The organism is [Rhizobium] kunmingense (assembly GCF_977018605.1).
Genome location: NZ_CDRNXG010000001.1, coordinates 905294 through 918181 on the forward strand (window position 1 = coordinate 905294; position 12888 = coordinate 918181).

10 protein-coding genes are annotated in these 12888 nt (G+C 62.9%); 8 read left to right on the top strand and 2 right to left on the bottom strand.

What is annotated here, in order from left to right:
- The first annotated feature begins 33 nt into the window (after positions 1 to 33).
- Together AC0JZ4_RS04600 and AC0JZ4_RS04605 are read left to right on the top strand one after the other, a co-directional pair.
- Positions 34 to 1122, top strand: a complete 1089-nt coding sequence (locus tag AC0JZ4_RS04600) for a glycosyltransferase family 4 protein (protein WP_471885257.1) — start codon at positions 34 to 36, stop codon at positions 1120 to 1122.
- A 4-nt stretch (positions 1123 to 1126) separates the two neighbouring features.
- Complete coding sequence (locus tag AC0JZ4_RS04605) at positions 1127 to 1915, top strand: polysaccharide deacetylase family protein (protein ID WP_471885258.1); 789 nt, start codon at positions 1127 to 1129, stop codon at positions 1913 to 1915.
- Here AC0JZ4_RS04605 and AC0JZ4_RS04610 read toward each other — a convergent pair.
- Positions 1876 to 2838: a glycosyltransferase gene (locus AC0JZ4_RS04610; protein WP_471885259.1), complete on the bottom strand. Its 963-nt coding sequence runs from the start codon at positions 2836 to 2838 to the stop codon at positions 1876 to 1878. The two genes, AC0JZ4_RS04605 and AC0JZ4_RS04610, sit on opposite strands and share 40 nt — an antisense overlap.
- 201 nt (positions 2839 to 3039) lie before the next feature.
- On the opposite strand from AC0JZ4_RS04610, the gene AC0JZ4_RS04615 reads away from it, so the two are divergent.
- From AC0JZ4_RS04615 to AC0JZ4_RS04640, 6 genes are all read left to right on the top strand, one after another.
- Positions 3040 to 4914, top strand: a complete 1875-nt coding sequence (locus tag AC0JZ4_RS04615) for an ABC transporter ATP-binding protein (protein WP_471885260.1) — start codon at positions 3040 to 3042, stop codon at positions 4912 to 4914.
- Positions 4911 to 6830 (top strand): ABC transporter substrate-binding protein, encoded by a 1920-nt coding sequence (locus tag AC0JZ4_RS04620; protein WP_471885261.1) that lies wholly within the window; start codon positions 4911 to 4913, stop codon positions 6828 to 6830. The genes AC0JZ4_RS04615 and AC0JZ4_RS04620 overlap by 4 nt, the downstream gene beginning before the upstream one ends.
- A complete protein-coding gene (locus AC0JZ4_RS04625) occupies positions 6827 to 7825 on the top strand; it encodes an ABC transporter permease (RefSeq protein ID WP_471885262.1) in 999 nt (332 codons plus the stop codon). Before AC0JZ4_RS04620 ends, AC0JZ4_RS04625 begins: the two co-directional genes overlap by 4 nt.
- Positions 7822 to 8997, top strand: a complete 1176-nt coding sequence (locus AC0JZ4_RS04630; RefSeq protein WP_471885263.1) for an ABC transporter permease — start codon at positions 7822 to 7824, stop codon at positions 8995 to 8997. Before AC0JZ4_RS04625 ends, AC0JZ4_RS04630 begins: the two co-directional genes overlap by 4 nt.
- 105 nt (positions 8998 to 9102) lie before the next feature.
- Positions 9103 to 10353 (top strand): glycosyltransferase family 4 protein, encoded by a 1251-nt coding sequence (locus AC0JZ4_RS04635; RefSeq protein WP_471887788.1) that lies wholly within the window; start codon positions 9103 to 9105, stop codon positions 10351 to 10353.
- Positions 10350 to 11489, top strand: a complete 1140-nt coding sequence (locus AC0JZ4_RS04640) for a glycosyltransferase family protein (RefSeq protein ID WP_471885264.1) — start codon at positions 10350 to 10352, stop codon at positions 11487 to 11489. The genes AC0JZ4_RS04635 and AC0JZ4_RS04640 overlap by 4 nt, the downstream gene beginning before the upstream one ends.
- Before the next feature lie 3 nt (positions 11490 to 11492).
- Here AC0JZ4_RS04640 and AC0JZ4_RS04645 read toward each other — a convergent pair whose 3' ends face one another.
- Entirely contained in the window at positions 11493 to 12701 is a 1209-nt protein-coding gene (locus tag AC0JZ4_RS04645; protein WP_471887789.1) for a glycosyltransferase family protein, read from the bottom strand.
- Positions 12702 to 12888 lie beyond the last annotated feature (187 nt).

Here is a 12888-nt window from a genome sequence, read left to right on the forward strand (position 1 = left end):
CGGAGATGATCCGGATCGCATGATGCCAGCTGTATGAACATCCTCTTCTATTCGCCGTTGAAATCCCCCAACCACCCGGTACCATCCGGCGACCGGCTTATGGCGCGGCTGATCATCCAGGCGCTCGGGCTTCTCGGCCATGCGGTGACAGTGGCGTCCGAAATGCGCAGCTTCATGCGCTCTTCCGACATGACGGACGCGTTCGAGACGATCTCGAAAGAGGCCGAGGGGGAGATCTCACGGATCACAGCGGAATTTGCCGGGCAGGACGGGCCTGACCTCTGGTTCACCTACCACCCCTATTACAAGGCGCCGGATCTGCTCGGGCCGGCCCTTTCACGCCATTTCGGCATTCCGCTGATCAATGCAGAAGCCTCCTATTCCAACCGCCGCAATATCGGGGTGTGGGCGCATTCGCAGGATATGCTGCTCGAGAGCCTCAGGTCGGCAGCGGTCAATCTGTGCCTGACCCGGCGGGATCGAGATGGATTGCAATCCGTCGCCCCGGAGGCGCGGCTGGAAATGTTGGCACCGTTTGTGGACACGGAGCCCTATCTCGTACGCCAGCCCTCGCCGGAGCCGATGCGGCTTGTCACGGTGGCGATGATGCGGCCGGGCGACAAGCTTTCCAGCTACCGGGCGCTGGCGGAGAGCCTTGCGCATGTCGACCGGCTGCCGTGGCGGCTTTCGATTGCCGGCGATGGCGAATGCCGGCCGGAGGTGGAAGAAGCCTTCGCCGCATTCGATCCGAGCCGGATCGAATGGCTGGGGGCGCTTTCGCAGGACGAGATCGCGGCACTGCTTGCGCGTGGTGCGGCCTTCGCCTGGCCCGGACATGGCGAGGCCTATGGACTTGCCTATCTGGAGGCGCAGGCCGCCGGCCTGCCGGTAGTGGCAGAGGCAATTGCCGGCGTGCCGGAAGTGGTGGTGCACGATCGTACTGGCCTGCTGACCGCGCCGGGCGACAGGGTGGCCTATGCCGGCGCGATTGCCAGGCTCCTTGAAGACGAGACGCTGCGGTCACGGCTTGGACAGAATGCGCGGCTATTTGCCGGCGAGGAACGATCCATCGCGGGAGCCGCCATGACGCTTGGCCGGGTTCTCGACACCTATGTGAGATGACAGGATGAGCAGGGATACATTCATCGCGACACTCGACGACTATGCAGACAGGGGCCGGACGGTCAGGCTCTGGCTGCGCGACGACGACGCGATAGAGCCGAGCGCGCCGCTTTCGCAGCTGCTGGCGCTTTCGGCGCGCCATGCGGTGCCGATGACGATCGCCTCCATTCCTGCCGGTGCGACCATGGCGCTGGCGGAGCTTATCGCGGATCTACCGCTTATTTCCGTCGCCGTGCATGGCTTCGATCACGCCAACCATGCGCCTGCACCGGCGAAGAAGCAGGAACTGGGCCTGCATCGCGACGAGGCAGTCGTGCTTTCGCAGCTGGCACAGGGGCTGGAGCGCATCCGCCAGCTTTTTGGCGCGCGCGCGGTGCCGCTGATGGTGCCGCCGTGGAACCGGATTGCGCCCGAGCTTGTGCCGCATCTTGGCCGGCTCGGATATGAGGCGCTTTCCGTGTTCGGCCCGGAGCGCGATAGTTCGCCGATCAGGCTCGTCAACACGCATGTCGATATCATCGACTGGAAGGGCAGCCGCGGCGGCCGGGCCATGGATGAGCTTTACGCGGAGGCCACAACGCGGCTTCAGGAGCCAGGGGCGCAGGAGTGTGTGATTGGCGTGCTGACCCATCATCTGGTGCATGACGAGGCGGCATGGCGGTTTCTCGACGACTTTCTGGAGCTGACCTGTCGCCACCCCGCATGCCGCTGGGTGCCGGTCGACGCGTTGATGGCGCAGGCAGAGCTGGCCCCTTACCAGGGTTTCCAGGCGATCAGCAGGCCAGGCGCCTGATCCGCCTCGGCAGTTGCGGCACGCGCCTCGACGTCCTCGATCGGCGCCTGCGGCGGCATGGATGCGGCGACAAAGCCGGCGCCGGCAAGGCTGACGGGGCCTGACCGAGCGACCACGGTGAAGATCAATGGACCGGTCGACCACCAGGCCGGGGCATCGCCGAGATCGGCCACGACGGCGGGAAGCGCATCGCATAGGCGCGCGAAGACCGGGTTTCCCGACGGCGTGGCAATGAAGGAATTGGCGAGAAGCGTGCTTCCCATACCCGTGTGGCGCGGCGTTTCCTCGGCGAAGGCGGCAAGCCCGGTCAGCGGAAGAACATCGTGGAAGCTCGCCGTGCTGCGCGCCGGAAACCAGTCGCAATCCAGATAAATGCCGCCGAGATCGCGCAGGATCATATAGCGGACGACATCCACGGCGCCCGGATAATCGCCGGCCGCCAGCATATGCGCCAGCGCCGGGTTTCGATCATAGCCCTGTCCGGCAAGATCGGCCTCGCGCCAGAGCCTGTATTCGTAGCCATTGGCCGCAGCATGCCGCGCCCAGGCGGCAGCCGTTGGCGGGACAGGTTTCGAGCCGAGCCATATCTGATGGATGCAGCGCGGCACGGGCGTGCGCGAAAGCTCCACCATGTGCGCCATTTCTGTGGGCGAGAAGACGGCGTGGTGAGCAAGCCGTTCCGGCGGAGGGACGAGATGGAACTGATAGCCGATCCTGGCTATTCGATCGGCCGCAGCCTTTGCCAGTTTCAACCGTGCGGAATGCAGCCGGCGCGGCAGGCCGAGCGCGGTCAAGGCGTCGTCGCGGCCGAGCCCCTGCGTCTCGACTTTCTGCAAAAGAGCACCGGCCTCATCCAGCCGGCCGGCGGCGATCAGCTTCCTGGCCTCCGCGAGCATCCTTTTGTAGTCTTGTTCGTTAATCATCAGTTGCTATCCGGCAAGCTTCTTAAGCCATGGACTATCATCATAGCTCTGCGCTAGGCTCAACCGTGTTCCCGCGTCAATCAGGTGCCAAGACATGCATTCCGACAAGGTTGTTTTTGCCATCATGCGAATTGAACGCAGCCGGATTGCGCGCCTTTCCATCTGTGGCGCCAAAGACAACGTGCGAGAGGGGCTCGGACGATGACACCCGACCTGCTCCGCATCGAGAACCTCAGCGTCAGCTTTCCCGTGTTCGGCGGCAAGATTCAGGCCGTCAACAATCTCAGCATGCGCATCCGGCCCGGCAAGGTGACGGCGCTGGTCGGCGAATCCGGCTCGGGCAAGTCCGTCATCGGCCGCAGCATCGTCGGGATCGAAAGCCCGATCGCGTCTACGACGGGCCGCATCCTGTTCAACGATCCTGTCATGGCTGAAGGTCCGGTTGACCTTTTGACGCTGCCGCAGGACGGACGGCAGATCCGTGCCATTCGCGGCAACCGCATCGGCATGATCTTCCAGGAGCCGATGACTTCGCTTTCGCCGCTTCACACGATCGGCAACCAGATCGACGAAGCGCTGCGCATTCACGACGCGTCCTCGCCGGCCGAACAGCGCGAGCGGGTCGAGGAAACACTGTCGCTGGTCGGCTTCAAGGACCCGGCCAAGGTGCATGCGATGTATCCGTTCGAGCTTTCGGGCGGCATGCGGCAGCGGGCGATGATCGCGATGGCGCTCGTCTGCCGGCCGGCGCTCCTGATTGCCGACGAGCCGACGACGGCGCTCGACGTGACCATCCAGGCACAGATCCTGAAGCTTCTGCGCGACCTGCAATCGCGCTTCAACATGGCCATGCTGCTGATCACCCATGACCTCGGCATCGTGACCAACCTTGCCGACGAAGTGGTGGTCGCCTATCGCGGCGAGGTGATGGAGGCCGGTTCGGTCGAGGACATATTCCGGCGTCCGGTGCATGCCTATCCGAAGGGGCTGATCTCAGCGATCCCGACGTTCGAGATGGAGCGCGGCCAGCGCCTCAAGCCTCTGCGCGAGATCGCCATCGATACGGCAAGCCTGATGGATGGGCGCCGGGCGGGATCGTCCGGGTCGGGCACGATCCTTTCCGTCAACAATATCAGCAAGACGTTCAAGGCGAAGAAGCGCAAGCTCGGCAGCAGCGAGAGCAACGTGACGCTGGCGGTCGACGACGTCAGCTTCGATATCCGGCGTGGCGAGAGCCTTGGCCTGGTCGGCGAGAGCGGCTGCGGCAAGACCACGCTCAGCAAGATCCTGATGCGTGGACTGACCGCCGACAGCGGATCCGTCGTGTTCGAAAGCGAGAAAGGACCGATCGACGTTCTTTCCGCCAAGGGCAAAGAGCTGGATATCCTGCGGCAGCGGGTGCAGATGGTCTTCCAGGACCCCATCTCCTCGCTTTCGCCACGCATGACGGTGCGCGAGATCATCAGCGAGGGACTGGAGATACATGACCGGGGATCGCGCAGCACGCGGCTTGAAGTGGTTCGTCGGCTGCTGCGGACGATCGGTCTCGATGACAATGCGCTGACCCGTTATCCGCACTCGTTTTCCGGCGGGCAGCGCCAACGCATCGGCATTGCGCGGGCGCTGGCGCTTGGCCCCGAGCTTCTGATCTGTGACGAGCCGGTTTCGGCGCTCGATGTTTCGATCCAGGCGCAGATCCTCAACCTGCTGAAGGACCTTAAAAACGATCTCGGCCTGACCTATCTCTTCATCTCCCACAATCTGGCGGTGGTGAACTACATGGCCGACCGGGTGGCGGTGATGTATGCGGGGCGGATCGTCGAGCTGGGGCCGTGCGAGACGATCATGCGCAACCCGGCGCATCCCTACACGAAGCGGCTGATCGCGGCGGTGCCGATCCCCGATCTCGACCGGCCGCTCGATCTCGACAAGCTCGAGATACCGAAAAGACCGACCCAGGACTGGCATCCCGCCTTTGTCGAGGACGAAGGCGAAAGACTGACGCAGATCGACCTCGGCGGCGGGCATTTCGTGCTCGCCAAGCCGCAGGCGGAACTCAGGGAGCTTCGCGCATGATCAGCCGCAGAACCATGCTCGCCCTGCTGGCGACCGTCGCCTCACCGTTTGCCGCAAGGGCCTTTACCGCCGGGGGCCGCTTTACCGGATCGGATTATCTCGCCGAGGACATCAAGGGGGGCAAGCTGCCCGATATCGGCGAACGGTTGCCGCGCAATCCGCGGATCGTCGATCTTGGCGCCAAGAACATGAAGCCGGGGCGACATGGCGGGACGGTGCGCATGCTGATCGGCGGACAGCGCGACATCCGCTTCATGCCGATCAACGGCTATTCGCGGCTGGTCGGCTATGACGAGCGATTGAACCTGCAGGCGGATATTCTCGAAAGCTTCACGGCCGAGGACGACCGCGTCTTCACCTTCAAGCTTCGCGAGGGACACAAGTGGTCGGACGGCTCGGCGCTGACGGCGGAGGATTTCCGCTACAGCTGGGAAGACGTGATGAACAACAAGGAGCTTCATCGCGCCGGCATTCCCGTAGACCTGAGGGTCAACGGCAAGGGACCGACATTCGAGATCATCGATCCGCTGACCGTGCGTTACGCATGGGACGAGCCGAACCCGGAATTCCTGGCGCAGCTGGCAAGCCCCTCGCCGCTCGTCATCGTCATGCCGTCAGCCTATCTCAAGCAGTTCCATCCGCGCTACCAGAGCGCGGACGAGCTTGCCAAGCTGATGAAGAAGAACAAGGCCGATGAGTGGGGCGACCTGCACAAGAAGATGTCGCGCACGGTGCGGCCGGAAAACCCGGAACTGCCGACGCTCGATCCGTGGTTCAACAGCACGCAACCGCCATCGGCGCAGTTCGTCTTCAAGCGCAATCCGTTCTTCCACCGGGTCGACGAAAACGGGCTGCAGCTGCCTTATATCGACAAGATGGTGCTGAATGTCAGCGGTCCCGACCTGATCGCCGCCAAGGCGGGCTCGGGCGACAGCGACCTTCAGATCAACAATGTCGACTTTACCGACTACACGTTCCTGAAGGCGGCGGAAAAACGCTTTCCTATGAAGGTCGACCTGTGGAAGCGGACCCAGGGGTCGCGTGTGGCGCTGATCCCCAACCTGAACTGCAAGGACGAGGTCTGGCGCAAGGTGCTTCAGGACGCGCGCGTGCGGCGCGCGCTGTCGCTTGCCATCGACCGCGAGGAGATCAACAAGGCGGTGTTCTTCGGCCTTGCGCATGCGGCAGGCAACGCGATCCTGCCGGACAGCCCGCTTTTCAGGCGCGAATACGAGCAGGCATGGGCGAACCATGACGTGGCGCAGGCGAACCGGCTTCTGGACGAGGCCGGATTGATGAACCGCGACGAGGCCGGACTGCGGCTTCTGCCCGATGGGCGCCCCGTGAAGATCATCGTCGAGACGGCCGGCGAAAGCACGTTCGAGAGCGATGTGCTGGAATTGCTCACCGACCATTGGTCGAAGATCGGCATCGCGATCTTCACCCGGGTTTCGCAGCGCGAGATCTTTCGCAAGCGGGTGATGGGCGGCGAGACGGTGATGTGCGTGTGGATGGGTCTCGACAACGGCGTGCCGACGGCGGAAATGTCGCCGCGCGAACTGGCGCCGACGGCCGACGACCAGATGCAATGGCCGGTCTGGGGCCTGCACTATCTTTCCGGCGGCGGCGACGGTCATCCGCCGGACCTGCCGGAAGCGATGCAGCTGCTTGCCCTGTTCAAGGACTGGAAGACGGCAGGCTCCCATGGCGAGCGCGAGGCGATCTGGCATTCGATGCTGAAGATCTTCACCGACAGTGTCTTCACGATCGGCATCGTCAACCAGGCGCTGCAGCCGGTCGTGCATTCGTCGAGACTGCAGAACATTCCGGAAAAGGCGCTGTTCGGCTACGACCCGACATCGTTCCTCGGCGTCTATATGCCCGATACGTTCTGGTACGAAGAGGAGCGCGTATGATCCGCTACATTCTCTGGCGGTTCCTGGTGATGATCCCGACGCTGATTCTGATATCGATGCTGGTCTTCACCATCATCGAGCTGCCGCCGGGCGATTATTTCGAAAGCTATATCGCTGAAATGCGGGCGATCGGAGAGCCGGCCGACCTGCAGGAGATCGAGGAACTGAGGGCGCGCTACGGCTTCGACCAGCCGCTGCCTATCCGCTACGTGCAATGGGTGGGCGGCATGCTGGTCGGCGATTTCGGCTATTCGTTCGAATACCGACTGCCGGTTTCGGACGTCGTCGGCGACCGACTGTGGCTGACCATTCTGGTTTCTGTCGTCACCATCATCGTCACCTGGCTGCTCGCCTTCCCGATCGGCATCTACTCTGCCACCCATCAGTACAGCTGGGGTGATTACGGCCTGACGCTGCTCGGTCTGATCGGCCTTGCCGTGCCGAATTTCGTGCTGGCGCTGATCCTCATGTATTTCGCCAATGTCTGGTTCGGCACATCGATCGGACACCTGATGGACCAGAAATACCTGAACCAGCCGATGAGCCTGGACAAGGCGCTGTCGATCCTCGAGCATCTGTGGATCCCGGTCCTCATTATCGGCACTGCAGGAACCGCGGGCATGGTGCGGCGATTGCGCGCCAACCTTCTGGACGAGTTGCGCAAGCAATATGTGATGACGGCGCGGGCCAAGGGGCTGCACCCGTTCAAGGTTCTGACGAAATACCCGCTGCGCATGTCGCTCAACTTCTTCATCGCCGATATCGGCTCGATCCTGCCGCAGATCATTTCGGGCGCGGAAATCACCGCCGTGGTGCTGTCGCTGGAAACGACCGGGCCGATGCTGATCAAGGCATTGCAGACGCAGGACATGTATCTCGCCGGCTCGTTTCTGATGTTTCTAGCCCTGCTGACGGTGGTCGGCGTATTGATCTCCGATATCGCACTTGCACTGTTCGATCCGCGCATCCGGCTTTACGGAGGCAGGACTCGATGAGCATGAAACTGCCCCCCGACGGCGAGCCCCTGCCGCATTACGTTTCGCCGGCGCCGTTCGACCCTTACGCGTTCGACAAGATCACCGCCGGTGCGCCGCTGGCCAAGCGGGCTTCGCAGTTGCGGCTGATGTGGTGGCGGTTCAAGCGTCACAAGCTGGCGCTGTTTTCCGGCATCTTCCTGCTGATCGCCTATCTGTCGATCATCATCGCCGAATTCCTGGCACCCTATAACCTGCATACGCGCAATATCGACCATATCTACGCGCCGCCGCAATCTGTCCATCTGTTCCACGAAGGACAGTTCGTCGGGCCCTTCGTCTATGGGCGGACGATGGAACTCGACATGGAGCATCTCAAGCGGGTCTATACCGACGACCCGAACCAGGTTCAGCCGTTGCGCTTCTTCTGCAAGGGCGATGCCTATGACATGTGGGGCCTGATTTCCACCGACCGGCATCTCGTCTGCCCATCCGAAGGCGGGCAGTTCTTCCTGTTCGGCACGGATCGGCTGGGCCGCGACGTGCTGTCCCGGATCATCTACGGTGCGCGCATCTCGCTGACGATCGGCCTGCTCGGCATCACGACCAGCTTCGTGCTCGGCATCCTCATCGGCGGTCTCGCCGGCTACTGGGGCGGCAAGTTCGATCTGATCGTGCAGCGCATCATCGAGGTGCTGCAATCGATCCCCAGCATTCCGCTGTGGCTGGCGCTTGCCGCGATTATGCCGGCCGACTGGAGCCCGTTCGTCATCTATCTTGGCATTACCTTCATTCTCGGCCTGCTCGACTGGACGGGACTGGCGCGTGCCGTTCGCTCGAAACTCCTGTCGCTGCGCGAGGAGGATTACGTGATGGCGGCGCAGCTGATGGGGGCCAAGCACTGGCGCATCATCGGCCGACACCTGATCCCCGGCTTCATGTCGCACCTGATCGCCAGCGCAACGCTGACGATCCCCGGCATGATTTTGGGCGAGACGACGCTGAGCTTCCTCGGCCTCGGCCTGCGGCCGCCGGTGACGAGCTGGGGCGTGCTTCTGACGGAGGCGCGCACGGTGAATGTCGTGGCGCTTTATCCGTGGCTGCTCATTCCTGTCATTCCCGTGATCCTGGTCATCCTCGCCTTCAACTTCCTGGGAGACGGCTTGCGCGACGCTGCCGATCCCTATCACTGATCTTGCAGCCTCAGCTTTCGGCGGATACTGGTCTTGCGCCCGCATCCGCCGCCACGCGGCTGCGCCAGAGATTTCGTAGGACTGACTTTGAACATACCGGAAAAGATGGTGGTGCTGCTGAAGGGCTATCCGCGGCTGTCGGAAACCTTCATCGCCCAGGAGTTGCGCGGTCTCGAGCTTGCCGGCTTCAAGCTCGTGCTGATGTCGATGCGCCGGCCGACGGACAAGAAGCGGCATCCGGTTCATGACGAGATAGAGGCGCCGGTTCACTACCTGCCGGAATACCTGCATGAGGAACCTCGGCGGGTGGCAAAAGCTTTGTTCCACTTTATCGGCAAGCCGGGTTTCGGCGCGACGCTGAAGGCATTCGTCAAGGATCTCGGTCGCGATATCAGCCGCAACCGCTTTCGCCGTTTCGGCCAGGCGCTGGTGCTGGCGCGGGAGTGGCCTGAAGGCGCCGACTGGCTGCATGTGCATTTCATTCACACGCCGGCCTCCGTCGGACGCTATGCATCGCAGTTGCTCGGCATCCCCTTCACCGTCTCCGCACATGCGAAGGATATCTGGACCAGCCCCGACTGGGAGCTTTCCGACAAGCTTGACGATGCCCGCTGGACGGTTACCTGCACGCGCGGCGGCGCGATGCATCTGCGCAGCCTGTCGGATGATGTCGGCAAGGTGCATTTGAGCTATCACGGGCTGAACCTCGATCGTTTTCCGTCACCGGCGCGAGCGCCCGCGACGCGCGACGGGACCGACCCGAATGATCCGATCACGATCCTCGCCGTCGGCCGCGCGGTGCCGAAAAAGGGCTTCGACACGCTGCTGCACGCGCTCGCCCTGCTGCCTGCCGACATTGCCTGGAGGCTGGACCATGTCGGCGGTGGCGACGAGTTGAAGACGCTGAAACCGCTTGCACAGACGCTCGGCCTTTCGAGCCGGGTGCGCTGGCACGGGGCGATGTCGCAGCAGGAGGTACTGGCGCGCTACGGCGAGGCCGATATCTTCGCCCTGCCCTGCCGGATCGGCAAGGACGGCGACCGCGACGGATTGCCGAACGTGCTGGTGGAGGCGGCAAGCCAGCGGGTATTGTGTATCTCGACGACGATTTCCGGCATTCCCGAACTGTTCGTCGATGGCGAGAACGGCTTGCTGGTGGAGCCGGAAGACCCCGCGGCGCTGGCACAGGCGCTGGAGACGGCGATCCGCCATCCGGCCGAGCGCGACCGGATGGCCGGCAATGCCGAGGCCAAGGTGCGTGACCATTTCGACCACCGGACCAGCATCACCGATCTCGAACGGCTGTTCTCGTCGGCCTATCTCGACGAAGCATCGAAGGAGCGCCTGGCGCCATGACCTCACCGCGCGTGCTTTTCTACGTCCAGCATCTGCTCGGCATCGGCCATATCGCCCGCGCAAGCCTTGTCGCCTCGGCTCTCGTCGAGGACGGGTTCGAGGTGACGATGGTGACCGGAGGACTGCCCGTCCCCGGTTTTCCGGGAGCGGGCGTCAGGCATGTTCGGCTGACGCCGGAGGTGACATCGCGCGAGGGTTTTTCGGGCCTGCAGGATATCGATGGCCATGTTCTGGATACCGCGGGCGAGGAGCAGCGGTTGAACCAGTTGCTTGCGCTTCTTGCAGAGACCACGCCGGATATCGTCATCACCGAAGCCTTCCCCTTCGGGCGCCGGCAGATGCGCTTCGAACTTTTGCCGTTCCTCGATGCAGTCCGCGCCATGCGGCCAAAGCCGCTGCTCTTCGCCTCTATCCGCGACATTCTGCAGGTCAATAGGAAGGCGGGGCGAGACGAGGAGACGGTCGCACTGGTGAACGGGCATTTCGACGGCGTTCTGGTGCATGGCGATCCGGCCCTCAACCGCATCGAGGACACGTTTCCGCTGGCGGCGGAGATCGCCGACAAAGTTCTCTACACGGGTCTTGTCGCGCCGGCTGCCCCCGTTCCTTCGCCGGATAAATACCGGGTCGTCGTGTCGGCCGGTGGCGGGGCCGTAGGGCAGAAACTGCTCAATGCAGCCGTCGCCGCGCGGGAGCTAACCCGCTCGCCCGGCCGCTGGTGCGTGATCACCGGACCGAATATGGACCAGGGGAGCTTTGACGCACTTGCTGCCAAAGGCGGCGGCGAGATGGATGTGTTCCGCTTCCGCAGCGATTTTCGCCAGTTGCTCGGCAGTGCCGAGCTTTCGATTTCGCAGGCGGGCTACAATACCGTCTGCGACGTGCTGAGGGCCGGCTGCGGCTCGCTGCTCGTGCCGTTTGCTACAGGTGGCGAAACGGAGCAGACGGCGAGGGCTGAAAAGCTGCAGGAACTCGGGTTGGCGCGGGTGATCGAGGAGGCTTCGATCACGCCGGAAGCGGTCGCGTCCGGGATCGAGCAGGCTCTGGAACAGCGCGGCAAGGTGCTGCCGGAGATGAACATGGATGGTGCGGCCGAGGCGGCACGACTGCTGCGCCATGCGCTGGGGCGCTCCTGAGCCTCAGTTTTCGACCAGCGAAAGATAGTCGGGCTGTTTGCCTGCCAGCCATTCCTGAACGATCTCTGAGAGGTTGGGCAGGCCCTCGAGCCGATAGTCCGGGGCGGTTACCGATGGCGGTTCTCGGTGAAGCAGGTCCCTGATCGCCGCCGACAGTCTCATCCCGTCGGAAGAATGATCGGGATGCAGCATGGCGACGAGGCCGAGCTCTGTGGCGCGGACGGCGCGGATCAACTGTTCCTGGCGCGGCACCGTGCGTGGAATGATGAGGGCCGGCTTGTCGAAAGAGAGAATTTCGCAATAGGTGTTATAGCCGCCCATGGCGATGATGGCGCGCGCATTGGAAATCAGGTCTTCCATGCGGTTGTCGAATTCGATCACTTCGAGACAGGCATGCTGCTGTGCGGCCTTGATCAGCTCGCTTCGCTGTTCGCCCGGCATGTAGGGGCCAAGCACGATCAGCGCTTTCTCCGTCAATGTCGGATCGCTGTGATAGGCATTGACGACATCGCGCACGAGGTCGTAGCCGTCACCGCCGCCGCCGGTGGTGACGAGGATATAGCCATCCCGTCTGGGCGGGGACGTCGTGCGCCTGGCCCATGCCTTGCGCTGCAGAAAGCCGACGAAGGTCATCTTGCGGCGAAGCGAGGCCGGGACGTCGAGACCCGTCAGCGGGTCGTGGAATTCGGGCGGGCCATAGACCCAGACATGGTCGTAGAGCTGGTCGATCTTCGCCATCACATCGTTGCGGCGCCACTCGGCATCGAGCAGATGCGGTGCATCCATGACGTCGCGCAGGCCGAGGACGAGAAGCGTGCCGCGGCTCTTCAGGTAGACGAGCGTATCCTCCACCTCGCGCCTCAGCCCGAGCGGCTCCTTGTCGACGATGAAGATGTCGGGCTGGAAGCTTTCCGCCGTCTGGCGGATGATCGCCTGGCGCATTTCCAGCGTTTCTTCCAGATTGATATGCGCATCCATCGAAGTGTAGTCGCCGTTGCGCAGCTTGATGACGCTGGGGATCTTCACATAGTCGACGCGCGAGCGATAATCGAAAGCGCCGGCAATGGTGGCGCCGGAAATGATCAGCACATGCGCGCCCTGAAAGGTTTCCACCAGATGGTTGGCGATCGTCATGCAACGGCGAATATGGCCGAGGCCGAACGTGTCGTGGCTGTACATGAGGATACGGGCATTCTTGAAACCGTCCGGCATGCCCTTGACCTTTGATCGCATCTGATTTGCCTTTCCCGGCAACATAAAGTCTTTCATATCCGAATCCAAGCTGAGCAAGGCAAGGCACAGGCATCCGGCCAACCGGCGTATCGGGCAATTATAGAACGAACAGATTGGGCCTTGTCAGCGGGCTTGCAAGCACGCGCCGCGATACGTGATGCGGTGT